This window comes from Streptomyces sp. NPDC028635 (genome assembly GCF_040637635.1).
Lineage (GTDB): Bacteria > Actinomycetota > Actinomycetes > Streptomycetales > Streptomycetaceae > Streptomyces.
On sequence record NZ_JBEZWX010000013.1, the window covers coordinates 125687 to 150235 of the forward strand.

Sequence of the window (24549 nt, forward strand, 5' to 3'; positions counted from 1 at the left end):
CGATGAAGCACACCACGCCCCTCCCGGTGAAACGCACCGCACTCGGCGCCGCCTCCCTGCTCCTGCTGCCGCTGACCGCCTGCGGTGGCACCGCCGCCGCGGGCGGTGACGGCGCCACGGTCACCGTCACCGTCGGCTACCAGTCCAAGACCATCAACACCGTCACCGCCGGCACCCTGCTGCGCTCCCTCGGTTCCTTCGAGAAGCAGCTGGACGCCCTGCACGACGGCCACACCTACAAGGTCGTCTGGCAGGACTACGCCACCGGCGCCCCCATCACCGCCCAGATGACCGCCGGAAAGATCGACATCGGGTCGATGGGCGACTTCCCGCTGCTCATCAACGCCGCCCGCGGCAAGCAGCTGAACCGCCCCACCCACCTGGTCTCGGTCACCGGCTACAACCTCCGTGGCGGCCTCAACACCATCGTCACCGCACCCGGCTCCCAGCTCGCCTCCGTGACGGACCTGAAGGGCAAGAAGGTCTCGACGTCCATCGGCTCCGCCGCCGACGGCACCCTGGTGCGGGCCCTGCAGCGCGCCGGGATCGACCCCGACAAGGGCATCGAGAAACTCAACCAGCAGCCCGCCGTGGGCGCCTCCGCCCTCACCGCGGGCAGCGCCGACGCGTTGTCGCAGTTCGTCGCCTGGCCGGGCCTGCTCGCCTACCAGGGCAAGGCGAAGGCCCTCTACGACGGCGCCCAGCTGAACCTGCCCACCTTCCACGGCGTCACCGCCCGCGAGGACTTCGCCGAGAAGCACCCGGCCGTCCTGGAGGCCTTCCTCAAGGCGCAGGCCGAGGCCACCGACTACCTGGGCGCCCACCCCGTGACCGCCGCCGAGAAGGTCGCCGACGCCACCGGCCTGCCCGCTGAGGTCGTCTACCTCTACAACGGCGCCCACGGCATCGCCACCTTCGACCCGGCCGTCAAACCGCAACTGGTCTCCGCGCTCAAGCAGGACGTGGCCATCCTGAAGGCCGCGAAACTGACCGGCGACATCGACGTGGACGCCTTCGTCGACGACCACTACGTGAAGCAGGCCCTCGGCGCCTCCTACGCCCGGCGCCTGACCGCCACGCCCGCGCCCGCCGCGGCCGAGGTCTGGCCCAAGGGTGCGGACAAGACCCTCGAGCTGCCCTCGCCCGCCGCGCTCCTCAGCCACGTGAAGCGGCACCACGACACCGTCCGCGCCGCCTACGTCGCCGACGCCACCACCGGCACCCTGTGGTTCGCCGACAAGGCGATCTGGGTGGCCGACGGCACGAAACTGCTGCCGTTCGTCGCCCCGGCCACCGCCCGGGCCTACGTCTCGGGCCACGGCGGCGCGCGCGTCGTCACGTACGCCGAAGCCCTGGAGCGGGCCTCATGACCCGGTACGCGCTGCGCGTCCTCTCCCTCGCCGCCGCTCTCGGCGTGTGGCAGCTGCTGACCAGCCTGGACGTCGATCTGTGGCTGCGCTTCTCGCAGTTCCCCACGGTCACCGACATCGCCCATGCCTTCGCCCGGAGGCTGTCCGGTCCCGACTACTGGACGGACCTCACCGACAGCCTGACCCGTATCGCCTCCGGCTTCCTCCTCGCGGCCGTCCTGGGCGTCGCCGCCGGCGTGCTCGTGGCCCGCTCGCGGCTCGCCGAGGACCTGCTCGGCACGCTGCTGGAAGTGGTCCGCCCGATCCCCGCCATCGCCCTCGTCCCCGTCGCGATCCTCCTCTTCCCCTCCAACGAGCAGGGCATCGTCTTCATCACCTGCACCGCCGCCTTCTTCCCCGTCCTGGTCTCCACCCGGCACGCGGTGCGCGCCCTGACCCCCGTGTGGGAGGAGGCGGTGCGCACCATGGGCGGCGGCCGGTGGCGGGTCCTCGGCTCGGTCGTCCTGCCGGGCGCCCTGCCCGGCATCTTCGGCGGGCTGTCCGTCGGCATCGGCGTGTCGTGGATCTGCGTGATCTCCGCCGAGATGATCTCCGGCCAGTACGGCGTCGGCTACCGCACCTGGCAGGACTACACCGTCGTCGACTACCCGGGTGTCTTCGTCGGCATGGTCACGATCGGCGTGCTCGGCTGGCTCACCTCCACCGCCGTGGAACTCCTCGGCCGCCGCCTGACCCGCTGGCTGCCCCGCACGTCCCCCGCCCCCACGGCACGCGTCCGCCCCGCCGGAGCCGCCGGATCGAAGGCGCCCGGGGGCACCGCCGTGGCCACGGCGTCCCCCGCGCCGAGCAAGGAGGCCCGTGATGAGCACCTCGTCTGAGACCCGCACGCCCGGCACCTCGTCCGGCACCAGCACACCCGACCGGCCAGCGGCCCGCCCGGCGCAGACCGCGGGCGGCACCCGGCTCACCCTGCGCGGCGTCACCCTCGGCCGCCCGGACGCCCCCGCCGTCCGCGGCGTCGACGTGGACATCGCCCCCGGCGAGATCCTCACCGTCGTCGGACCCTCCGGCTGCGGCAAGTCGACACTGCTGCGCACCCTCGCAGGGCTGCTGCCACCGCTCGAGGGAACGGTCGAGCAGGACGGCCGGCCACTGACCGGACCGGCGGCCCAGCGCGCCCTGGTCTTCCAGGAGGACGCGCTGCTGCCCTGGCGCACCCTGCGCGGCAACGTGGAACTCCCGCTCGCCATCGCCGGCGTCCCGCGCCGCGTGCGCCGGGACCGCGCCGAGGAGTGGCTGGACCGCGTCCACCTCGCCGGCCACGCCGGGCAGTTGCCCCACCGCGTCTCCGGCGGACAGCGCCAGCGCGCCCAGCTGGCCCGCGCCCTGGCCGGCCGGCCGCGCGCCGTGCTGATGGACGAACCCTTCGGCGCGCTGGACGCCCAGACCCGGGCCGGCATGCAGGACCTGCTGGTGGAAGTGCTGCACGGCACGGGCGCCACCGTCGTCTTCGTCACCCACGACGTCGACGAGGCGCTGTTCCTCGGTGACCGGGTGGCGCTGATCGGCTCCGGCGAGGTGACCGCCGTACGCGATGTGCCGCGCCCCCGTGACCGGACGGCACACGACGACCCCGCGCGCGTGGCGCTGCGCCGCGACATCCTCTCCTCGCTCGGCACGTGAAAGGCACCCCGGTGACTGTCGTGAACACCACTGTGGACACCCCCCTGGCGATCCCCGCCCTCGGTGACGCCGAGGAGCTGACCTGCGACGTCCTCGTCATCGGCGGTGGCACCGCCGGCACGATGGCCGCGCTGACCGCGGCCGAGCGCGGCGCGGACGTGCTGCTGCTGGAGAAGGCCCACGTGCGCCACTCCGGTGCGCTCGCCATGGGCATGGACGGCGTCAACAACGCGGTCGTCCCCGGCCGCGCCGAACCCGACGACTACGTCGCCGAGATCACCCGCGCCAACGACGGCATCGTCGACCAGTCCACGGTCCGCCAGACGGCGACGCGCGGCTTCGCGATGGTGCAGCGGCTGGAGTCGTACGGCGTGAAGTTCGAGAAGGACGAGCACGGCGAGTACGCGGTCCGCCAGGTGCACCGCTCCGGCTCCTATGTGCTGCCCATGCCGGAGGGCAAGGACGTCAAGAAGGTCCTCTACCGGCAGCTGCGGCGGCGGGAGATGCGGGAGCGGATCCGCATCGAGAACCGGGTGATGCCGGTACGGGTGCTGACGGCGCAGGGGCGGGCCGTGGGAGCGGTCGGCTTCAACACGCGCACGGGCGCGTTCGTCGTGGTGCGCGCGGGCGCGGTGATCCTCGCCACCGGCGCGTGCGGCCGGCTCGGCCTGCCCGCCTCCGGCTACCTGTACGGCACGTACGAGAACCCCACCAACGCGGGTGACGGCTACGCCATGGCCTACCACGCGGGCGCCGAACTCACCGGCATCGAGTGCTTCCAGCTCAATCCGCTGATCAAGGACTACAACGGCCCGGCCTGCGCCTATGTCGCCAACCCCTTCGGCGGCTACCAGGTCAACCGGCACGGTGAGCGCTTCGTCGACTCCGACTACTGGTCGGGGCAGATGATGGCGGAGTTCGCCGCCGAGGTGGCCTCCGACCGGGGGCCGGTCTACCTCAAGCTCAGCCATCTGCCGGAGGAGTCCGTCGCGGCACTGGAGTCGATCCTGCACTCCACCGAACGCCCCACCCGCGGCACCTTCCATTCCGGGCGCGGCCACGACTACCGCACCCATGACATCGAGATGCACATCTCCGAGATCGGTCTGTGCGGCGGTCACTCCGCCTCCGGCGTCCGCGTCGACGACCACGCGCGCACGACCGTGCCCCGCCTGTACGCGGCCGGCGACCTGGCGTGCGTGCCGCACAACTACATGATCGGCGCCTTCGTCTTCGGCGACCTGGCCGGCGCGGACGCCGCACAGTACACCGCCTACGAGGGCGAGTTGCCCGAGGACCAGCTGCGCGAGGCGCACGAGCTGATCTACCGCCCGCTGCGCAACCCGGACGGCCCGCCGCAGCAGCAGGTCGAGTACAAGCTGCGCCGCTTCGTGAACGATTACGTCGCCCCGCCGAAGTCGGGCGCCCGGCTCTCGCTGGCCCTGGAGGCGTTCGAGCGGATGCGCACCGACATCGCCGCGATGGGGGCGACGACGCCGCACGAGCTGATGCGGTGCGCGGAGGTCACCTTCATCCGCGACTGCGCGGAGATGGCCGCGCGCGCCTCCCTGGCCCGCACGGAGTCCCGCTGGGGCCTCTACCACGAGCGCCTGGACCATCCGGCCCGTGACGACGCCTCCTGGTTCCACCACCTCGATCTGCACAAGTCCCCCTCCGGTGCGATGGAGTTCACGGCCCGTCCCGTGGCTCCCTATCTGGTCCCCGTGGAGGGGTACGCGCCGGTCGGCGGCTCCTCCCGCGCCCTCGGCGAGGTGCGCCCGCAGGATGTGGCCACCGCCGGGTCCCGGGACGCGGCACCCGTGGCGGTCACGGGCGTCGTCACCGGTGGCCCCGAGCCTGAGCCGGCCGCGGAACAGCCGTCGGACGCCGTCCCGCGCACCGGGCCGTCCGCCGAACGCCTCCTGGAGCTGGTGGCCCTCGCCGAGGAACAGCCCGAACTGGAAGCCCTGCGCCCGTACTTGGCGGACCCGGCTGCCGCCGTCCGGCGTGAGGCGGTCGCCGTCCTGACCGAGACACTGCCCGCCGGGACCGGGCCGGCCCTCGCCGCCGCGCTGCGCGACACGGCCGCCGAGGTGCGCTCCGCGGCCGCCGCGTCCCTGCGTGAGCTGGTCGAGACGCTGCCGCCCGAGCCCGCCCTGCGCGACGGCCTGGCCGCCGCTCTGGCCGAACCGGACCCCGTCGTCCGCGCCGCCGCCCTCGACACCCTGCGGGCCCTGCGCCTCGGTGACGCCGGCCTGTTCGCCGGGGCCCTGGCCGACACCGACATCACCGTGCGCATCGCGGCCGTACGGGCTCTCGTCTCCGTCGACGCGGCCGACGAACTGGCCCGCGCCGCCGGAGCCGACCCCTCCCGCGAGGTTCGGGTCACGCTCGCCAAGGCGCTGGCCGCGGTGGCGGTGACCACCCGCGCGACCGACGCCCCGGCCTCCGCGTCGCCCGGTACGGTCCTCGCTGCCCTCGCCCACCTCAGCGAGGACCCCGACGCACTGGTGCGCGGGGCGGCGTACCAGGCGCTGGGCACCGCCGGATGCCCCGCCGAGCCGGCCGCACGTGCCGTCGCCGCCCTGGCGGACGCGGCCTGGCAGGTCCGCGCCGGAGCCGCCACCGCCCTGTCGGCCGCGGACGCCGCCCTGGCCGTCCCCGCGCTCGCCAAGGCGGTCGCCGACCCGAACGCCGACGTACGCAAGGCCGCCGTCCTCGCCCTCACCCGGCACGGCGACGCCGAGGGCGCCCGCGCGGCCCTGGCCACGGCCACCGCGGACACGGACGCGGACGTCAGGGCGTACGCGGCGCGGGGGCTGTGACGGGCGGGACTCCGGGGTGCGCGGCGCTCGCCGTCGGACGGCGCACGCCGCGCACCCGGTGTCCGGCTATCTCCACTCCTCCGGCTCCGGTTCCACGTCCGGCCAGTCGTCGTCCGGCTCCGCCGCGCCGCGCATGGCCCCCTGCGGGGCCGCCGTGCCGGGGCCGGCCTCCTGGGGCGCCGCCGGAGCGGGCTGCTCGCCCAGAGCGGCCAGGACCTCGATCACGCCCTCCCCGTACGTCTCCAGCTTCTTCAAACCCACCCCGCTGACCGTTCCGAGTTCCTGCACCGACGTCGGCCACACCGTGACGATCTCGCGCAGCGTCGCGTCGTGGAAGATGACGTACGCCGGGACGCCCTGCTCGCGGGCCTGCTCGGCGCGCCAGGCACGCAGGGCCTCGAAGGCGGGCTGGAGCGAGGCGGGCAGCTCGGCGACGGCGGTCCTGGCCTTGCGTTCGCCGCCGCGGCCGGAGGCGCCCGAGGAGCCCGACGCCGACCGGGAGGCCGCCGGCTTCTTCGGCTCCTTGCGCAGGGGCACCTCCCGCTCGCGCCGCAGCACCGACCCGCTGGCCTCGGTCAGCACCAGCGTGCCGTACTCCCCCTCGACGGCGAGCAGTCCCTGGGCGAGCAGCTGGCGCACCACACCGCGCCATTCGCCCTCACCGAGGTCCTGGCCGATGCCGAACACCGACAGCTGGTCGTGGTCGAACTGGATCACCTTGCCGGTGCGCTTGCCCAGCAGGATGTCCACGATCTGACCGGTGCCGAACTTCTGCCCGCGCTCGCGCTGCAGGCGCACCACCGTCGACAGGACCTTCTGCGCGGCGACCGTGCCGTCCCAGGTCTCCGGCGGGGTCAGGCAGGTGTCGCAGTTGCCGCAGCCCGCCGCGTCCGGCTCCTGCCCGAAGTAGGCGAGGAGCTGGCCGCGCCGGCACCGGGCCGTCTCGCACAGGGCGAGCATGGCGTCCAGGTGGGACTGGGCCCGCCGCCGGAAGGCCTCGTCGCCCTCGCCGGACTGGATGAGCTTGCGCTGCTGTATGACGTCGTTGAGGCCGTAGGCCATCCAGGCCGTGGAGGGCAGTCCGTCGCGGCCGGCCCGGCCGGTCTCCTGGTAGTAGCCCTCGACCGACTTCGGCAGGTCCAGGTGGGCGACGAAGCGCACGTCCGGCTTGTCGATGCCCATGCCGAAGGCGATCGTCGCCACCACGACCAGTCCGTCCTCCCGCAGGAAGCGCGACTGGTGCGCGGCACGCGTGCCGGCGTCCAGGCCCGCGTGGTACGGCACCGCCTGGATGCCGTTGCGGGTGAGGAACTCCGCCGTCTTGTCCACGGAGTTGCGCGACAGGCAGTAGACGATGCCGGCGTCGCCCGCGTGCTCCTCCCGCAGGAAGCTCAGCAGCTGCTTCTTGGGGTCGGACTTCGACACGATCCGGTACTGGATGTTGGGCCGGTCGAAGCTGGCCACGAAGTGCCGGGCCCGCGGCATGTTCAGCCGCTCGGTGATCTCCCGGTGCGTGGCGTGGGTCGCCGTCGCGGTGAGGGCGATGCGCGGGACGTCGGGCCAGCGCTCACCGAGCAGGGACAGGGTGAGGTAGTCGGGCCGGAAGTCGTGGCCCCACTGGGAGACGCAGTGCGCCTCGTCGATGGCGAAGAGGGAGATCTTCCCCCGGGAGAGCAGGTCCAGGGTGGCGTCGACCCGCAGCCGCTCCGGCGCGAGGTACAGCAGGTCCAGCTCGCCCGCCAGGAACTCGGCCTCCACCACGCGGCGCTCGTCGAAGTCCTGCGTGGAGTTGATGAACCCGGCGCGCACACCGAGCGCCCGCAACGCGTCCACCTGGTCCTGCATGAGCGCGATGAGCGGCGAGACGACGATCCCCGTGCCCGGTCTGACCAGGGCCGGGATCTGGTAGCACAGCGACTTGCCGCCACCGGTCGGCATGAGGACGACCGCGTCCCCGCCGGCCACCACATGCTCGACGATCGCTTCCTGCTCGCCGCGGAAGGCCTCGTATCCGAAGACGCGGTGCAGCGTGGCGAGCGCCTCGCTCTCGCCCGCGCCCGGCGCCTCGGTCATCTCTGCCATCTCGCTGATCACGCCCGTCCCGGCCATCGTCCCGTCCCCCGTGCGTCGTCCCTCGACCACTGCCTCCACGATAGGGGCCCGCGCTGACAGCCCCCGAGTTGTCCACAGGCGCGCGGTGTGATCATCCGACCGTTCCCCCGCATGTGTGTGCCGCCGTCGCACCTCAGCCCAATGGACCGTCCGGCATGGCGAGCCCCGGACCTGCGGGACATGCTGCTCGGGCGGGCCCGGGGGACCCGCCGCCGTCGTGTCCGTCCGTCGCCCGAGGAGATGTCCCGCATGCGTCCCCGTCTCGCCAAGGCCGTCCTCGCCCTGACCGCGTCTCTCTCCCTGCCCCTGGTCGCCGCGCCCGCCCACGCCGACTCCGCGGGCCCGGACCCGGTCCTGCGCGGGCAGCTCGCCCGCACGTACGAGGCGACCGCGAAGTACGGCTACCTGCCGAACGCGCTCGCCGACGGCTACCGGGCGCACATGTGCCTGGCCCGCGACCAGGGCGGAATGGGCTACCACTACTTCAACGAGTCCCGCTTCGGCTCCCTGGACCCGGCCAAGCCGGCCGGTCTTCTCTACGAGGACGACGGCAACGGCGGGCGCCGGCTGGTCGGTGTGGAGTGGGTCGTCCCGACCGCCGACGCCCAGGGCAAGCGGCCGCAGATCTTCGGCCAGGACTTCCAGGGCCCCATGGCCGGTCACTACCCCGGCATGCCGCGCCACTACGACCTGCACGCGTGGCTGTACAAGCCGAACCGCAAGGGTCTGTTCGCCCAGTGGAACCCCGACGTGACCTGCCCGGCGTCCGACATGCCGCACGCCTGACACACATCACCACCCACGCGGGCAAGCACGGGGCCCCGGCTCCTCAGCAGAGGAACCGGGGCCCACGGCCGTCCCGCCCAGCGGGTCAGCGCACGAACACACCTGCCTGGCTCGCCAGGTCCAGGAAGTACTGCGGCGCCACACCGAGCACCAGCGTGACCGCCACGCCGACACCGATCGCCGTCATCGTCAGCGGCGACGGCACGGCGACCGTCGGCCCCTCCGGACGCGGCTCGCTGAAGAACATCAGCACGATCACCCGGATGTAGAAGAACGCCGCGATCGCCGACGAGATCACACCGATCACGACCAGCGGGGCCGCGCCGCCCTCGGCGGCCGCCTTGAAGACGGCGAACTTCCCGGCGAAGCCGGAGGTGAGCGGGATGCCGGCGAAGGCCAGCAGGAACACCGCGAAGACGGCCGCCACCAGCGGCGAGCGCCGGCCGAGCCCCGCCCATTTCGACAGGTGCGTCGCCTCGCCGCCCGCGTCGCGCACCAGCGTCACCACGGCGAACGCGCCGATCGTCACGAACGAGTACGCGGCCAGGTAGAACAGCACCGACGAGACGCCGTCCGGTGTGGTCGCGATGACACCCGCGAGGATGAATCCCGCGTGCGCGATGGACGAGTACGCCAGCAGGCGCTTGATGTCGGTCTGCGTGATGGCGACGATCGCGCCGCCCAGCATGGTGACGATCGCGACGCCCCACATGACCGGCCGCCAGTCCCAGCGCAGCCCGGGCAGGACGACGTACAGGATGCGCAGCAGCGCGCCGAACGCCGCCACCTTGGTCGCCGCGGCCATGAAGCCGGTCACCGGGGTGGGAGCGCCCTGGTAGACGTCGGGTGTCCACATGTGGAAGGGCACCGCGCCGACCTTGAACAGCAGGCCCATCACGATCATCGCGGTGCCGAGCAGCAGCAGCGCGTCGTTGCCCATGGTGCCCGCCAGGGCCGGGTCGACGTTGCTGATCGTGCCGTCGACGACCTGGGCGATCGTGCCGTAGGAGACCGAGCCCGCGTAGCCGTACAGCAGGGCGATGCCGAACAGGGTGAACGCGGAGGCGAACGCGCCGAGCAGGAAGTACTTGACCGCGGCCTCCTGCGACATGAGCCGCTTGCGGCGGGCCAGGGCGCACAGCAGGTACAGCGGAAGCGAGAACACCTCCAGCGCGACGAACAGCGTCAGCAGGTCGTTGGCCGACGGGAAGACCAGCATGCCGGCGACCGCGAACAGCAGCAGCGGGAAGACCTCGGTGGTGGTGAAACCGGCCTTCACGGCCGCCTTCTCGCTCTCCCCGCCGGGCACGGAGGCGGCCTGCGCGGCGAAGGAGTCCACCGGCCGGCCGTGCGCCGCCGGGTCCAGGCGCCGCTCCGCGAAGGTGAACAGGCCGACCAGGGCGGCCAGCACGATGGTGCCCTGAAGGAAGAGCGAGGGCCCGTCGACGGCGATCGCGCCCATCGCAGCGATGCGCGCCTTGGTGGTGCCGTACCCGTCCGCCGCCAGCGCGACGACCGCGGCGAAGGCAGCGGCGAGCGCGACGACGGACACGAACAGCTGGGCGTGGTAGCGCGCCTTGCGCGGCAGGAACGCCTCGATCATGACGCCCACGATCGCTGCGCCGATGACGATCAGGGTGGGCGACAATTGCCCGTATTCGATCTTCGGCGCGTCGATCTTGGAGATCGGGTCGGCCGCGGTTGTCCACAGGCTGTGGACGGCTGGGGTGCTCACTTGGCCGCCTCCACCTCGGGCCGGGGGTCCTTCTTGTGTACGTCGGACAGGGTCTGCTTGACCGCCGGGTTGACGATGTCCGTGACGGGCTTCGGGTAGACGCCCAGGAAGATCAGCAGGACGACCAGCGGGGCGACGACCACCAGCTCGCGCACCCGCAGATCGGGCATCGCGGAGACCTCCGGCTTCACCGGACCGGTCATCGTCCGCTGGTACAGCACCAGCGTGTACAGCGCGGCCAGCACGATGCCGAACGTGGCGACGATGCCCACGGCCGGGTAGCGGGAGAACGCGCCGACCAGGACGAGGAACTCGCTGACGAACGGCGCCAGCCCCGGCAGCGACAGGGTCGCGAGACCACCGATCAGGAACGTGCCGGCGAGCACCGGGGCGACCTTCTGCACACCGCCGTAGTCCGCGATGAGCCGCGAGCCGCGCCGGGAGATCAGGAAGCCGGCGACCAGCATCAGCGCGGCCGTCGAGATGCCGTGGTTGACCATGTACAGCGTCGCGCCGGACTGGCCCTGGCTGGTCATCGCGAAGATGCCGAGGATGATGAAGCCGAAGTGCGAGATCGACGCGTACGCCACCAGACGCTTGATGTCGCGCTGGCCCACGGCGAGCAGCGCGCCGTAGATGATGCTGATCAGGGCCAGGACGAGGATCACCGGCGTCGCCCACTTCGACGCCTCCGGGAAGAGCTGGAGGCAGAAGCGCAGCATCGCGAAGGTGCCGACCTTGTCGACGACCGCCGTGATGAGGACGGCGACCGGCGCGGTGGACTCCTGCATGGCGTTGGGCAGCCAGGTGTGCAGCGGCCACAGCGGCGCCTTCACCGCGAAGGCGAAGAAGAAGCCGAGGAACAGCCAGCGTTCGGTGTTCGTCGCCATGTGCAGCGAGCCGTTGGCCCGGGCCTGGGCGATCTCGGCGAGGCTGAAGTTCCCGGCGACCACGTACAGGCCGATCACCGCGGCCAGCATGATCAGACCGCCGACCAGGTTGTAGAGGAGGAACTTCACGGCCGCGTACGACCGCTGCCGGGACGCCGCCTCCTCGCCGTGCTCGTGGGCACGGTCCCCGAAGCCGCCGATGAGGAAGTACATCGGGATGAGCATGGCTTCGAAGAAGATGTAGAACAGGAAGACGTCGGTGGCCTCGAAGGAGAGGATCACCATCGCCTCGACGGCCAGGATCAGCGCGAAGAAGCCCTGCGTGGGCCGCCAGCGCCGGCTGCCGGTCTCCAGCGGGTCGGCGTCGTGCCACCCCGCCAGGACGATGAACGGCATCAGCAGCGCGGTCAGCGCGACCAGCGCGACCGCGATGCCGTCCACGCCCAGTTCGTAGCGGACCCCGAACTCGGCGATCCAGGCGTGCGACTCGGTGAGCTGGTAGCGGGCGCCGTCCGGGTCGAAACGGACCAGGACGGTGACCGCCAGGGCGAGCGTGGCGAGCGAGAACAGCAGCGCCAGCCATTTGGCGGCGGTGCGCCGCGCGGCCGGGACGGCGGCCGTGGCGATGGCCCCGATGGCCGGGAGCGCCGCCGTCGCTGTCAGCAGAGGAAAGGACATCGGTATCAGACCGCCCTCATCAGCAGGGTCGCGGCAATGAGCAGTGCCGCACCGCCGAACATCGAGACCGCGTACGACCGCGCGAAGCCGTTCTGCAGGCGCCGCAGCCGTCCGGACAGGCCGCCGACCGAGGCCGCCGTGCCGTTGACGACACCGTCGACCAGGGTGTGGTCGACGTAGACCAGGGAGCGCGTCAGGTGTTCGCCGCCGCGGACCAGGACGACGTGGTTGAAGTCGTCCTGCAGCAGGTCACGGCGGGCGGCCCGGGTGAGCAGCGAGCCGCGCGGGGCGACGGCCGGGACGGGCTTGCGGCCGTACTGGGCCCAGGCGATGGCCACTCCGATGACGAGGCACACCATGGTGGCGCCGGTGACCACCGCCGCGCTCAGCGGCGAGTCGCCCTCGCTGTGCCCGGTGACGGGCTCCAGCCAGTTCAGAAAGCGGTCGCCGATGCTGAAGAACGCGCCGCCGAACACCGATCCGACGGCCAGCACGATCATCGGGATCGTCATGACCTTCGGCGACTCGTGCGGGTGCGGTTCGCTGTGCGCGCCGCCGGTCTCGGCGGCCGGCTCGACGCTGGGCTCGGCCGGGGACGGCGTCGGCGCGTTGCGCCAGCGCTCCTCTCCGAAGAACGTCATCAGCATCACCCGCGTCATGTAGAAGGCGGTGATGGCCGCGCCCAGCAGGGCCGCGCCGCCGAGGATCCAGCCCTCGGTGCCGCCCTTGGCGAACGCCGCCTCGATGATCTTGTCCTTGGAGAAGAAGCCGGACAGGCCGGGGAAGCCGATGATCGCGAGGTAGCCGAGGCCGAAGGTGATGAACGTGATGGGCATGTACTTGCGCAGGCCGCCGTAGCGGCGCATGTCGACCTCGTCGTTCATGCCGTGCATGACCGAACCGGCGCCGAGGAAGAGGCCGGCCTTGAAGAAGCCGTGCGTCACCAGGTGCATGATCGCGAAGACGTAGCCGATCGGGCCGAGGCCTGCGGCCAGCACCATGTAGCCGATCTGCGACATCGTCGAGCCGGCCAGCGCCTTCTTGATGTCGTCCTTGGCGCAACCGACGATCGCACCGAACAGCAGCGTGACCGCGCCCACCACGGTGACCACGAGCTGCGCGTCGGGCGCCGCGTTGAAGATCGCCGCGGAGCGGACGATGAGGTAGACACCGGCGGTCACCATCGTCGCCGCGTGGATGAGGGCCGAGACCGGGGTCGGGCCCTCCATCGCGTCGCCGAGCCAGGACTGCAGCGGCACCTGGGCGGACTTGCCGCACGCGGCGAGCAGCAGCATCAGCGCGATCGCGGTGAGCTTGCCCTCCGTGGCACCGCCGGCCAGACCGGGGGTCTCGTGGGTGCCGAGGACGGGGCCGAAGGCGAAGGTGCCGAAGGTGGTGAACATCAGCATGATGGCGATCGACAGGCCCATGTCGCCCACGCGGTTGACCAGGAAGGCCTTCTTCGCCGCGGTGGCCGCGCTGGGCTTGTGCTGCCAGAAGCCGATGAGCAGGTAGGAGGCGAGACCGACGCCCTCCCAGCCGACGTACAGCAGAAGGTAGTTGTCGGCGAGGACGAGCAGCAGCATCGCCGCGAGGAACAGGTTGAGGTAGCCGAAGAAGCGGCGGCGGCGCTCGTCGTGCTCCATGTACCCGACCGAGTACAGGTGGATCAGCGAGCCGACGCCGGTGATCAGCAGGACGAACGTCATCGACAGCTGGTCCAGGCGGAACGCGACGTCCGCCTGGAAGCCCTCGACGGGCACCCAGCTGAACAGGTGCTGGGTCAGGGTGCGGTGTGCGGCGTCCTTGCCCAGCAGGTCGGAGAAGAGGACGAGACCGAACACGAAGGACAGGGCGGACAGCAGCGTGCCGATCCAGTGGCCGGCGCGGTCCAGGCGCCGGCCACCGACCAGGAGGACGGCCGCTCCGAGCAGGGGCGCCGCGATGAGCAGCGCGATCAGGTTCTCCACGATTCTTCCGACCCCTTACAGCTTCATCAGGCTGGCGTCGTCGACCGAGGCCGAGTGGCGGGAACGGAACAGCGACACGATGATCGCGAGCCCGACCACGACCTCCGCCGCCGCGACGACCATCGTGAAGAACGCGATGATCTGGCCGTCGAGGTTGCCGTGCAGCCGGGAGAAGGCGACGAACGCGAGGTTGCAGGCGTTCAGCATCAGCTCGATGCACATGAAGACCACGATGGCGTTGCGCCGGATCAGGACGCCGGTGGCGCCGATCGTGAACAACAGCGCTGCCAGGTACAGGTAGTTGACCGGGTTCACTGCGACGCCTCCTTGTTCCGCTTGAAGGTCGCCGGTGCGATCGCGCCGCGCTCCAGGCGGTCCTGCGCGCGCTGTTCCAGCGCCTTGAGGTCGCTCAGCGCCTCGGTGGACACGTCACGGATCTGACCGCGCTCGCGCAGCGTCCGGCTGACGGTGAGCTCGGACGGGGTGCCGTCGGGGAGCAGACCGGCGATGTCCACGGCGTTGTGCCGGGCGTAGACGCCGGGCGCCGGCAGCGGCGGGATGTGCGCGCCCTCACGGATGCGCTGTTCCGCCAGTTCCCGCTGTGTCTTGGCGCGTTCGGTGCGCTCGCGGTGCGTGAGCAGCATGGCTCCGACGGTGGCCGTGATGAGCAGGGCGCCGGTGATCTCGAAGGCGAAGACGTACTTGGTGAAGATGAGGGACGCGAGCCCCTCCACGTTGCCGTTCGCGTTCGCCTGGCCGGTGCCGTTGAACTCCTTCAGGGAGGCGTTGCCGATCCCGGCGAACAGCAGGATGCCGAAGCCGAGGCCGCACAGCAGGGCCAGCCAGCGCTGGCCCTTGATGGTCTCCTTCAGGGAGTCCGCCGCGGTGACACCGACCAGCATCACCACGAACAGGAACAGCATCATGATCGCGCCGGTGTAGACGACGATCTGCACGATGCCCAGGAAGTAGGCGCCGTTGGCGAGATAAAAGACCGCCAGGACGATCATGGTCCCGGCGAGGCAGAGGGCGCTGTGCACGGCCTTCTTCATGAAGACGGTGCACAGGGCGCCGATCACCGCGACCGTGCCGAGGACCCAGAACTGGAAGGCCTCTCCGGTGGAGGTGGAGTAGGCGGCGAGCTGCGCTGTCATCGCCCGATCACCTTCTCCGACGCCGGTTCCTCCTCGCCGAAGGTGGACGCGGCCTCCTGAGGGACCTCTCCCTTGGAGACGGCGACCTGCGGGACCGTGCCGGGGGCGGCCTCGGTGACCAGGCCCCGGTAGTAGTCCTGCTCGTCCATCCCCGGGTAGATCGCGTGCGGGGAGTCGACCATGCCCTCTTCGAGGCCGGCGAGCAGCTGCTCCTTGGTGTAGATGAGGTTGGCGCGGCTGGAGTCGGCCAGTTCGAACTCGTTCGTCATCGTCAGGGCGCGCGTGGGGCACGCCTCGATGCACAGTCCGCACAGGATGCAGCGGGCGTAGTTGATCTGGTAGACGCGGCCGTACCGCTCGCCCGGCGAGTAGCGCTCCTCGTCGGTGTTGTCGGCGCCCTCGACATAGATGGCGTCGGCGGGGCAGGCCCAGGCGCACAGCTCGCAGCCGACGCACTTCTCCAGGCCGTCCGGATGGCGGTTGAGCTGGTGCCGTCCGTGGAACCGCGGAGCCGTGGTCTTCTTCTGCTCCGGGTACTGCTCGGTCAGCCGCTTCTTGAACATGGCCTTGAAGGTCACGCCGAAGCCGGCCACCGGGTTGAGGAAACCGGGCTCGGTCTCCTTGGGCTCCTCAGCCATCGGACGCCTCCTTTCCATCCAGAGATCCGTCACTGTGAGTATCGGACCCACCACTGACAATCAGCTCCCGCTCGCGGCGCGAGCGGCGCCGGGGAACGGGCGGAAGCTCCTGTCCGGGCAGCGGTGGCACGGGGAATCCGCCGGCCATCGGGTCGAACCCGGCCGGCTGCTCGGCGGGCGCCTCGTCCTTCTTCGCCTTCGCGCGGAACATGTCGGCGACGAAGGACAACAGCAGCAGGGCGAGGACGGCGCCACCGACGTAGAGGGCGATGTCGGCGAAGTCGTAGTTCTCGTTGCGCAGCGCCCGCACGGTCGCGACCAGCATCAGCCACACCACCGACACCGGGATGAGGACCTTCCAGCCGAGCTTCATCAGCTGGTCGTAGCGGACGCGGGGCAGGGTGCCGCGCAGCCAGATGAAGAAGAACAGCAGCAGCTGGACCTTGATCACGAACCAGAGCAGCGGCCACCAGCCGTGGTTGGCGCCCTCCCAGAAGGTGCTGATGGGCCAGGGGGCGCGCCAGCCGCCGAGGAAGAGGGTGGTCGACACCGCCGACACCGTGACCATGTTCACGTACTCGGCGAGCATGAACATCGCGAACTTGATCGACGAGTACTCGGTGTTGAAGCCGCCGACCAGGTCGCCCTCGGACTCCGGCATGTCGAAGGGGGCGCGGTTGGTCTCGCCGACCATGGTGACGACGTAGATGATGAACGAGACCGGCAGCAGCAGGATGTACCAGCGGTCGTGCTGCTGCTCGACGATCGTCGACGTCGACATCGACCCGGAGTACAGGAACACCGAGGCGAACGCGGCGCCCATGGCGATCTCGTAGGAGATCATCTGCGCGCAGGAGCGCAGACCGCCGAGCAGCGGGTACGTCGAGCCGGAGCTCCAGCCCGCGAGCACGATGCCGTAGATGCCGACCGAGGCGACCGCGAGGATGTACAGCATCGCGATCGGCAGGTCGGTGAGCTGCATCGTGGTGCGGTGGCCGAAGATCGAGATCTCGTTGCCGGCCGGGCCGAAGGGGATCACCGCGATCGCCATGAACGCCGGGATGGCGGCGACGATCGGCGCGAGGACGTAGACCACCTTGTCCGCGCGCTTGACGATGACGTCTTCCTTCAGCATCAGCTTGATGCCGTCGGCGAGCGACTGGAGCATGCCCCAGGGGCCGTGCCGGTTGGGGCCGATGCGCAGCTGCATCCACGCGACGACCTTGCGCTCCCACACGATGGAGAAGAGCACGGTCACCATCAGGAAGGCGAAGCAGAACACCGCCTTGACGACGACCAGCCACCACGGGTCGCGGCCGAACATCGAGAGGTCTTCAGCGGCGAGGTACGGGCTCATGCCTCCACCTCCTTGGGGGCGTCGGCGACGGCGGTCGCCGGGCCGATGCGGACGAGCGAGCCGGGCAGCGCCCCGGTGTCGGAGGCGACGCCGCCACCGGCGGAGTTCAGCGGTAGCCAGACGACACGGTCGGGCATCTCGGTGACCGCGAGCGGCAGTTCGGTGGTTCCGGCCGGGCCGGTCACGGCGAGCAGATCGCCCTCCGCGACGCCCGCCTCGGCGGCCGTGGCGGCCGACACGCGCGCGTGGGCGGCGTGCCGGGTGCCGGCGAGCGCCTCGTCGCCCTCCTGCAGCACGCCCTGGTCGAGCAGCAGCCGGTGCCCGGCGAGCACCGCCTCACCGGCTGCGGGCCGGGGCAGCTGACCCGCGGTCTCCAGCGGGTCGGTGGCACGCGGCCCGTCCCAGGCGCCGAGCCGGTCGATCTCCGCGCGTGTGGTGCGCAGATCCGGCAGTCCGAGGTGGACGTCCATGGCGTCGGCGAGCATCTGCAGCACGCGCGCGTCGGTCGGCTCGATACGGCGGGTCATCTGGTCGGGCTTGAGCGCGGCGTCGAAGAAGCGGACTCGCCCCTCCCAGTTGAGGAAGGTGCCGGGCTTCTCGGCGACCGCGGCGACCGGCAGGACGACGTCGGCGCGCTCGGTGATCTCGCTGGGCCGCAGCTCCAGCGACACCAGGAAGCCGACCTCGTCGAGTGCGGCACGCGCGCGTGCCGGGTCGGGCAGGTCGGCCACCTCCACTCCGGCCACCAGCAGGGCCTGGAGTTCACCGCCGGCGGCGGCCTCCACGATCTGCCCGGCGTCCCGGCCGTAGCGGTGCGGGAGTTCGGCGACGCCCCAGACGGCGGCGACCTCCTCACGCGCGCGTGGATCGGTGGCCGGGCGTCCGCCCGGCAGCAGCGACGGCAGCGCACCGACCTCGATCGCGCCGCGCTCCCCGGCCCGTCGCGGGATCCACACCAGGTCGGCGCCGGTCGCGGACGCGGCCCGTACGGCGGCGGTGAGCCCGCCGGCCACCCCGGCCAGCCGCTCACCGACGACGATCACGGCGCCCTCGGTACGCAGCGCCTCGGCGGCCCGGGCCCCGTCGTCCTCCATACCGACGCCGCTCGCGAGGGCGTCCAGCCATTCGGTCTCGGTGCCGGGAGCGGCCGGCAGCAGCGTGCCGCCCGCCTTGGTCAGGCCCCGGGTCGCGTGCGTGGCCAGCGCGAACACCTTCTGCCCGTGTTTGCGCCAGGCCTTGCGCAGCCGGAGGAAGACGCCGGGCGCCTCCTCCTCCGACTCGAAGCCGACCAGCAGCACCGCCGGCGCCTTCTCCAGGGAGGTGTACGTGACGCCCGTACCGTCGAGGTCACGGCCCCGGCCCGCCACCCGGGCGGCGAGGAAGTCGGCCTCCTCGCTGCTGTGCACGCGCGCGCGGAAGTCGATGTCGTTGGTGTCGAGCGCCACGCGCGCGAACTTGCTGTAGGCGTAGGCGTCCTCGACGGTGAGCCGGCCACCGGTCAGCACACCGGTGCGGCCCCGCGAGGCGAGCAGCCCCTGCGCGGCGATCTGCAGCGCCTCCGGCCAGGACGCCGGCTCCAGCTCGCCCTCCGCGTTGCGCACCAGCGGCGTGGTGAGACGGTCCTTCTGCTGGGCGTAGCGGAAGGCGAAGCGCCCCTTGTCGCAGACCCACTCCTCGTTGACCTCGGGGTCGAACGCGGCCAGCCGCCGCATGACCTTGCCACGCCGGTGGTCGGTGCGCGTGGCGCAGCCGCCGGAGCAGTGCTCGCACACCGACGGCGAGGAGATGAGGTCGAAGGGACGGGAGCGGAACCGGTAGGCGGCCGAGGTGAGCGCGCCGACCGGGCAAATCTGGATGGTGTTGCCGGAGAAGTACGACTCGAACGGGTCGCCCTCACCGGTGCCGACCTGCTGCAGCGCGCCCCGCTCGATCAGCTCGATCATCGGGTCGCCGGCGATCTGGTTGGAGAAGCGGGTGCAGCGCGCGCACAGCACGCACCGTTCGCGGTCCAGCAGCACCTGCGTGGAGATCGGCACCGGCTTCTCGTAGGTCCGCTTCTTGCCCTCGAACCGGGACTCGGCGTTGCCGTGCGACATCGCCTGGTTCTGCAGCGGGCACTCACCGCCCTTGTCGCAGACCGGGCAGTCCAGCGGGTGGTTGATGAGCAGCAGCTCCATCACACCCTTCTGCGCCTTCTCGGCGACCGGGGAGCTGAGCTGCGTCTTGACGACCATGCCGTCCGTGCAGGTGATCGTGCAGGACGCCATCGGCTTGCGCTGGCCCTCGACCTCGACGATGCACTGGCGGCAGGCGCCTGCCGGGTCGAGCAGCGGATGGTCGCAGAACCGGGGGATCTCGATGCCGAGCTGCTCGGCGGCCCGGATGACCAGGGTGCCCTTGGGCACGCTGATCTCGGCGCCGTCGATGGTCAGCGTGACCAGATCCTCCGGCGGGACCGCCGCCTCTCCCCCGCCCGTGGGGGCGCTGGTGGTCACGGTCATGCGTTCACCTCCGTGCGGTCGGCCCAGGCCGTCGACTTGGCCGGGTCGAAGGGGCAGCCGCGGCCCGTGATGTGCTGCTCGTACTCCTCGCGGAAGTACTTCAGCGAGGAGAAGATCGGCGAGGCGGCACCGTCGCCGAGGGCGCAGAAGGACTTGCCGTTGATGTTGTCGGCGATGTCGTTCAACTTGTCGAGGTCGCTCATCGCGCCCTTGCCGGCCTCGATGTCCCGCAGCAACTGCACCAGCCAGTAGGTGCCTTCACGGCAGGGCGTGCACTTGCCGCAGGACTCGTGGGCGTAGAACTCCGTCCAGCGGGTCACGGCACGCACCACGCAGGTCGTCTCGTCGAAGCACTGCAGGGCCTTGGTGCCGAGCATGGAACCGGCGGCGCCCACTCCCTCGTAGTCCAGCGGGACGTCGAGGTGTTCGTCGGTGAACATCGGGGTCGAGGAGCCGCCCGGGGTCCAGAACTTCAGGCGGTGCCCGGGGCGCATGCCGCCGCTCATGTCGAGCAGCTGGCGCAGCGTGATCCCGAGCGGCGCCTCGTACTGGCCGGGGCTCGCGACATGGCCGGAGAGGGAGTACAGCGTGAAGCCCGGGGACTTCTCGCTGCCCATCGACCGGAACCAGTCCTTGCCCCGATGGAGGATCGCGGGAACCGACGCGATCGACTCGACGTTGTTCACAACAGTCGGGCAGGCATACAGGCCCGCGACAGCAGGGAAGGGGGGACGGAGCCGCGGTTGACCCCGGCGGCCTTCGAGCGAGTCCAGCAGCGCGGTCTCCTCACCGCAGATGTACGCCCCGGCCCCGGCGTGCACGGTGAGTTCGAGGTCGAGTCCGCTGCCGAGGATGTTCGTCCCGAGGTAGCCGGCCTCGTAGGCCTCGCGCACGGCCTCGTGCAACCGCCGCAGGACGGGGACGACTTCACCCCGCAGATAGATGAAGGCATGCGACGACCTGATGGCGTAGCACGCGATCACGATGCCCTCGATGAGGCTGTGCGGGTTCGCGAAGAGGAGCGGGATGTCCTTGCACGTCCCGGGCTCCGACTCGTCGGCGTTGACAACAAGATAGTGCGGCTTTCCATCACCCTGCGGGATGAACTGCCACTTCATGCCCGTCGGGAAGCCCGCGCCGCCGCGCCCGCGCAGACCGGAGTCCTTGACGTACGCGATCAGGTCGTCCGGCGACATGGCGAGCGCCTTGCGGAGCCCCTCGTACCCGTCGTGCCGTCGGTAGACGTCCAGGGACCAGGACCGGTCCTCGTCCCAGAAGGACGACAGCACGGGCGCGAGCAGCTTCTCGGGGCTGTTTTCCTTCAGTTCGGGTGCCAAGGTCATCACTCCCCCTCCTCGGCGGTGGGACCGGCCGGGTGGGCCGAGTCGCTGGCCGACGTGTCCTGCGGCGCGTCATGGGAGCTGAGGTGCTCGGCCGGCGACGGCTCGTGCACCCTGTCCTGCGGCTCCTGATGAGCACCGCCGCGCGGATGGACCACGCGTGCGGGTCCGGCCTCTCCCTTGGCCAGGCGGAGGCCCACCAGCGACGCCGGTCCCGCACTGCCGCCCGCCTCGACGGCCCCTGGCCGCTCGTCGGGGAAGCCGGCCAGGATCCGCGCGGTCTCCTTGAAGGTGCACAGCGGCGCACCGCGCGTGGGGGTGACCGGGCGTCCCGCGCGCAGGTCGTCGACGAGCCGGCGGGCGCTGTCGGGGGTCTGGTTGTCGAAGAACTCCCAGTTGACCATCACGACGGGGGCGAAGTCGCAGGCCGCGTTGCACTCGATGTGCTCCAGGGTGACCTTGCCGTCGTCGGTGGTCTCGCCGTTGCCGACGCCGAGGTGCTCCTGGAGCTGCTCGAAGATCGCGTCGCCGCCCATGACCGCGCACAGCGTGTTGGTGCACACGCCGACCTGGTAGTCGCCGCTCGGCCGGCGCCGGTACATGGTGTAGAAGGTGGCGACGGCGGTGACCTCGGCCGTGGTCAGGCCGAGCACGTCCGCGCAGAACTGCATTCCGGTGCGCGTGACGTGGCCCTCCTCCGACTGCACCAGGTGCAGCAGCGGAAGGAGCGCCGAGCGGGAGTCGGGGTAGCGGGCGATGATCTCGCGCGCGTCCGCCTCCAGCCGGGCTCGGACCTCGTCCGGGTAGGCGGGCGCGGGCAGCTCGGGCATCCCCAGGCTGACGCCCCGCTCCGAAGAAGAGGTGGTCACCGGTCGACGCCTCCCATCACGGGGTCGATGGACGCGACGGCGACGATGACGTCGGCGACCTGGCCGCCCTCGCACATCGCCGCCATGGCCTGCAGGTTGGTGAAGGACGGGTCGCGGAAGTGGACCCGGTAGGGGCGGGTGCCGCCGTCGGAGACGGCGTGCACGCCGAGTTCGCCCTTGGGGGACTCGACCGCCGCGTACGCCTGTCCCGGCGGTACGCGGAAGCCCTCCGTGACCAGCTTGAAGTGGTGGATCAGGGCCTCCATGGAGGTGCCCATGATCTTCTTGATGTGGTCGAGGGAGTTGCCCAGTCCGTCCGGCCCCAGGGCGAGCTGGGCGGGCCAGGCGATCTTCTTGTCGGCGACCATGACCGGGCCGGGCTGGAGCCGGTCCAGGCACTGCTCGACGATGCGCAGCGACTGGCGCATCTCCTCCAGCCGGATCAGGAAGCGGCCGTAGGCGTCGCAGCTGTCGGCGGTCGGGACGTCGAAGTCGTACGTCTCGTAGTCGCAGTACGGCTGGGTCTTGCGCAGGTCGTGCGGCAGGCCGGTGGAGCGCAGGATGGGGCCCGTCGCGCCGAGGGCCATGCAGCCGGCCAGGTCGAGGTAGCCGATGTCCTGCATGCGGGCCTTGAAGATGGGGTTCCCGGTGGCGAGTTTGTCGTACTCCGGGAGGTTCTTCTTCATCTTCTTCACGAACTCGCGGATCTGGTCCACCGCGCCGGGCGGCAGGTCCTGGGCGAGTCCGCCGGGGCGGATGTAGGCGTGGTTCATGCGCAGGCCGGTGATGAGCTCGTAGAGGTCGAGGATCATCTCGCGGTCGCGGAACCCGTAGATCATGATCGTGGTCGCGCCGAGCTCCATGCCGCCGGTGGCGATGCACACCAGGTGGGAGGACATCCGGTTCAGCTCCATCAGGAGCACCCGGATGATCTTGGCCCGCTCGCTGATCTGGTCCTCGATGCCGAGGAGCTTCTCCACCGCCATGCAGTAGGCGGTCTCGTTGAAGAAGGACGTCAGGTAGTCCATGCGCGTCACGAACGTGGTGCCCTGCGTCCAGGTCCGGTACTCGAGGTTCTTCTCGATGCCGGTGTGGAGGTAGCCGATGCCGCAGCGGGCCTCGGTGACCGTCTCGCCCTCGATCTCAAGGATCAGGCGCAGCACGCCGTGGGTGGAGGGGTGCTGGGGACCCATGTTGACGACGATGCGCTCGTCGTCGGCCTTGGCGGCGGACTGGACGACCTCGTCCCAGTCGCCGCCGGTCACCGTGTAGACGGTGCCCTCGGTGGTCTCGCGGGCCGAGGCGGCCGACGCGGCGTGTGACTGCGTGTTGCTCACGAGTACGACCTCCGCTGGTCCGGAGCCGGGATCTGGGCGCCCTTGTACTCGACGGGGATGCCGCCGAGGGGGTAGTCCTTGCGCTGCGGATGGCCCTGCCAGTCGTCCGGCATCATGATCCGCGTCAGGGCCGGGTGACCGTCGAAGACGATTCCGAAGAAGTCGTAGGTCTCGCGCTCGTGCCAGTCGTTCGTCGGGTAGACGGGGACCAGCGACGGGATGTGCCGGTCGCTGTCGGGGCAGCTGACCTCGAGCCGGACGAGCCGGTTGTGGGTGATCGAGCGCAGGTGGTAGACGGCGTGCAGCTCGCGGCCCTTGTCGTTCGGGTAGTGCACGCCGCTGACGCCGGTGCACAGTTCGAAGCGCAGGGCGGGGTCGTCGCGCAGGGTGCGGGCGACCCGCAGCAGGTGCTCGCGTTCGATGTGGAAGGTGAGCTCGCCGCGGTCGACGACCGTCTTCTCGATGGCGTTCTCGGGCAGCAGGCCCTGTTCCTCCAGCGCTCCTTCGAGTTCGTCGGCGACCTCGTCGAACCAGCCGCCGTACGGTCTGCTCGCCGGCCCCGGGAGGCGGACCGAGCGGACCAGGCCGCCGTAACCGGATGTGTCGCCCCCGTTGTCGGCGCCGAACATGCCGCGCTGGACGCGGATCTCCTCACCGCCCTCACCGCGCTGGCCGGGGAGGTTCGAGGCGCTGAGGTCCTTCTCCGGGTTGACCCCGTTCGCGCCGTGGGTGCCGTTCGCGTCGCTCACCGCAGCAGCCCCTTCATCTCGATCGTGGGCAGGGCCTTCAGCGCCGCTTCCTCCGCCTCCCGGGCCGCTTCCTCGGCGTTCACGCCGAGCTTGGAGGACTGGATCTTCTGGTGGAGCTTGAGGATCGCGTCCATCAGCATCTCGGGCCGCGGCGGGCAGCCGGGCAGATAGATGTCGACGGGGACGATGTGGTCGACGCCCTGGACGATCGCGTAGTTGTTGAACATGCCGCCCGAGGAGGCGCACACGCCCATGGAGATCACCCACTTGGGGTTCGGCATCTGGTCGTAGACCTGCCTGAGGACCGGCGCCATCTTCTGGCTGACCCGGCCCGCGACGATCATCAGGTCGGCCTGGCGCGGCGAGCCGCGGAAGACCTCCATGCCGAAGCGGGCCAGGTCGTATCGGCCGGCACCGGTGGTCATCATCTCGATGGCGCAGCAGGCGAGGCCGAAGGTCGCGGGGAAGACGGACGCCTTGCGCACCCAGCCCGCGGCCTGCTCCACGGTGGTCAGCAGGAAGCCGCTCGGAAGCTTTTCTTCGAGTCCCATGTCT

19 protein-coding genes are annotated in these 24549 nt (G+C 70.9%); 5 read left to right on the top strand and 14 right to left on the bottom strand.

Annotated features, from left to right (window positions below):
* Positions 1 to 26: 26 nt before the first annotated feature.
* Genes AB0E88_RS17000 through AB0E88_RS17015 form a run of 4 tightly spaced genes read left to right on the top strand, consistent with a single transcriptional unit; the run spans position 27 to position 5878 of the window.
* Positions 27 to 1370, top strand: a complete 1344-nt coding sequence (locus tag AB0E88_RS17000; protein ID WP_361630945.1) for an ABC transporter substrate-binding protein — start codon at positions 27 to 29, stop codon at positions 1368 to 1370.
* Complete coding sequence (locus AB0E88_RS17005) at positions 1367 to 2248, top strand: ABC transporter permease (protein WP_361630759.1); 882 nt, start codon at positions 1367 to 1369, stop codon at positions 2246 to 2248. The genes AB0E88_RS17000 and AB0E88_RS17005 overlap by 4 nt, the downstream gene beginning before the upstream one ends.
* The gene (locus AB0E88_RS17010; RefSeq protein ID WP_361630762.1) at positions 2232 to 3053 is read left to right on the top strand and encodes an ABC transporter ATP-binding protein; all 822 of its coding nucleotides are present in this window, start codon (positions 2232 to 2234) and stop codon (positions 3051 to 3053) included. Before AB0E88_RS17005 ends, AB0E88_RS17010 begins: the two co-directional genes overlap by 17 nt.
* A 50-nt stretch (positions 3054 to 3103) precedes the next feature.
* A complete protein-coding gene (locus AB0E88_RS17015) occupies positions 3104 to 5878 on the top strand; it encodes a fumarate reductase/succinate dehydrogenase flavoprotein subunit (RefSeq protein ID WP_361630948.1) in 2775 nt (924 codons plus the stop codon).
* Between the two features lie 66 nt (positions 5879 to 5944).
* Here the strand turns inward: AB0E88_RS17015 and recQ are convergent, their stop codons facing one another.
* Complete coding sequence (gene recQ, locus AB0E88_RS17020) at positions 5945 to 7987, bottom strand: DNA helicase RecQ (protein WP_361630951.1); 2043 nt, start codon at positions 7985 to 7987, stop codon at positions 5945 to 5947.
* 252 nt (positions 7988 to 8239) lie between these two features.
* On the opposite strand from recQ, the gene AB0E88_RS17025 reads away from it, so the two are divergent.
* Positions 8240 to 8776 (top strand): hypothetical protein, encoded by a 537-nt coding sequence (locus tag AB0E88_RS17025; RefSeq protein WP_361630765.1) that lies wholly within the window; start codon positions 8240 to 8242, stop codon positions 8774 to 8776.
* Between the two features lie 85 nt (positions 8777 to 8861).
* Here AB0E88_RS17025 and nuoN read toward each other — a convergent pair whose 3' ends face one another.
* Genes nuoN through AB0E88_RS17090 form a run of 13 tightly spaced genes read right to left on the bottom strand, consistent with a single transcriptional unit; the run spans position 8862 to position 24545 of the window.
* Entirely contained in the window at positions 8862 to 10511 is a 1650-nt protein-coding gene (gene nuoN, locus AB0E88_RS17030) for an NADH-quinone oxidoreductase subunit NuoN (protein WP_361630768.1), read from the bottom strand.
* Positions 10508 to 12079, bottom strand: coding sequence for an NADH-quinone oxidoreductase subunit M (locus tag AB0E88_RS17035; protein ID WP_361630771.1), 1572 nt, complete (start codon positions 12077 to 12079; stop codon positions 10508 to 10510). The genes nuoN and AB0E88_RS17035 overlap by 4 nt, the downstream gene beginning before the upstream one ends.
* Positions 12080 to 12084: 5 nt before the next feature.
* Complete coding sequence (gene nuoL, locus AB0E88_RS17040) at positions 12085 to 14049, bottom strand: NADH-quinone oxidoreductase subunit L (RefSeq protein WP_361630774.1); 1965 nt, start codon at positions 14047 to 14049, stop codon at positions 12085 to 12087.
* 15 nt (positions 14050 to 14064) lie between these two features.
* Entirely contained in the window at positions 14065 to 14364 is a 300-nt protein-coding gene (nuoK, locus tag AB0E88_RS17045) for an NADH-quinone oxidoreductase subunit NuoK (protein ID WP_121405432.1), read from the bottom strand.
* On the bottom strand, positions 14361 to 15203 hold the full coding sequence (locus AB0E88_RS17050; protein ID WP_361630777.1) for an NADH-quinone oxidoreductase subunit J: 843 nt from the start codon (positions 15201 to 15203) through the stop codon (positions 14361 to 14363). Before AB0E88_RS17050 ends, nuoK begins: the two co-directional genes overlap by 4 nt.
* A complete protein-coding gene (gene nuoI, locus AB0E88_RS17055; RefSeq protein WP_361630780.1) occupies positions 15200 to 15841 on the bottom strand; it encodes an NADH-quinone oxidoreductase subunit NuoI in 642 nt (213 codons plus the stop codon). Before nuoI ends, AB0E88_RS17050 begins: the two co-directional genes overlap by 4 nt.
* Positions 15834 to 17198, bottom strand: coding sequence for an NADH-quinone oxidoreductase subunit NuoH (gene nuoH / locus AB0E88_RS17060; RefSeq protein WP_361630783.1), 1365 nt, complete (start codon positions 17196 to 17198; stop codon positions 15834 to 15836). The genes nuoI and nuoH overlap by 8 nt, the downstream gene beginning before the upstream one ends.
* On the bottom strand, positions 17195 to 19699 hold the full coding sequence (locus AB0E88_RS17065; RefSeq protein ID WP_361630786.1) for an NADH-quinone oxidoreductase subunit G: 2505 nt from the start codon (positions 19697 to 19699) through the stop codon (positions 17195 to 17197). Before AB0E88_RS17065 ends, nuoH begins: the two co-directional genes overlap by 4 nt.
* Positions 19696 to 21045, bottom strand: coding sequence for an NADH-quinone oxidoreductase subunit NuoF (nuoF, locus tag AB0E88_RS17070; RefSeq protein WP_361630789.1), 1350 nt, complete (start codon positions 21043 to 21045; stop codon positions 19696 to 19698). Before nuoF ends, AB0E88_RS17065 begins: the two co-directional genes overlap by 4 nt.
* Positions 21042 to 21908, bottom strand: a complete 867-nt coding sequence (nuoE, locus tag AB0E88_RS17075) for an NADH-quinone oxidoreductase subunit NuoE (protein WP_361630792.1) — start codon at positions 21906 to 21908, stop codon at positions 21042 to 21044. Before nuoE ends, nuoF begins: the two co-directional genes overlap by 4 nt.
* Positions 21905 to 23245 (bottom strand): NADH-quinone oxidoreductase subunit D, encoded by a 1341-nt coding sequence (locus AB0E88_RS17080; RefSeq protein WP_361630795.1) that lies wholly within the window; start codon positions 23243 to 23245, stop codon positions 21905 to 21907. The genes nuoE and AB0E88_RS17080 overlap by 4 nt, the downstream gene beginning before the upstream one ends.
* Entirely contained in the window at positions 23242 to 23994 is a 753-nt protein-coding gene (locus AB0E88_RS17085; RefSeq protein ID WP_361630798.1) for an NADH-quinone oxidoreductase subunit C, read from the bottom strand. The genes AB0E88_RS17080 and AB0E88_RS17085 overlap by 4 nt, the downstream gene beginning before the upstream one ends.
* Entirely contained in the window at positions 23991 to 24545 is a 555-nt protein-coding gene (locus tag AB0E88_RS17090) for an NADH-quinone oxidoreductase subunit B (RefSeq protein WP_007383964.1), read from the bottom strand. Before AB0E88_RS17090 ends, AB0E88_RS17085 begins: the two co-directional genes overlap by 4 nt.
* Positions 24546 to 24549 lie beyond the last annotated feature (4 nt).

What these genes read in the sequence shown, in the direction of transcription:
- AB0E88_RS17065 (WP_361630786.1), bottom strand. Translation starts at nt 19,699, where the DNA reads ATGACCGTGACCACCAGCGCCCCCACGGGCGGGGGAGAGGCGGCGGTC.
- AB0E88_RS17035 (WP_361630771.1), bottom strand. Translation starts at nt 12,079, where the DNA reads ATGTCCTTTCCTCTGCTGACAGCGACGGCGGCGCTCCCGGCCATCGGG.
- AB0E88_RS17005 (WP_361630759.1), top strand. Translation starts at nt 1,367, where the DNA reads ATGACCCGGTACGCGCTGCGCGTCCTCTCCCTCGCCGCCGCTCTCGGC.
- AB0E88_RS17050 (WP_361630777.1), bottom strand. Translation starts at nt 15,203, where the DNA reads ATGACAGCGCAGCTCGCCGCCTACTCCACCTCCACCGGAGAGGCCTTC.
- nuoH (WP_361630783.1), bottom strand. Translation starts at nt 17,198, where the DNA reads ATGAGCCCGTACCTCGCCGCTGAAGACCTCTCGATGTTCGGCCGCGAC.
- AB0E88_RS17090 (WP_007383964.1), bottom strand. Translation starts at nt 24,545, where the DNA reads ATGGGACTCGAAGAAAAGCTTCCGAGCGGCTTCCTGCTGACCACCGTG.
- AB0E88_RS17025 (WP_361630765.1), top strand. Translation starts at nt 8,240, where the DNA reads ATGCGTCCCCGTCTCGCCAAGGCCGTCCTCGCCCTGACCGCGTCTCTC.
- nuoI (WP_361630780.1), bottom strand. Translation starts at nt 15,841, where the DNA reads ATGGCTGAGGAGCCCAAGGAGACCGAGCCCGGTTTCCTCAACCCGGTG.
- recQ (WP_361630951.1), bottom strand. Translation starts at nt 7,987, where the DNA reads ATGGCCGGGACGGGCGTGATCAGCGAGATGGCAGAGATGACCGAGGCG.
- AB0E88_RS17010 (WP_361630762.1), top strand. Translation starts at nt 2,232, where the DNA reads ATGAGCACCTCGTCTGAGACCCGCACGCCCGGCACCTCGTCCGGCACC.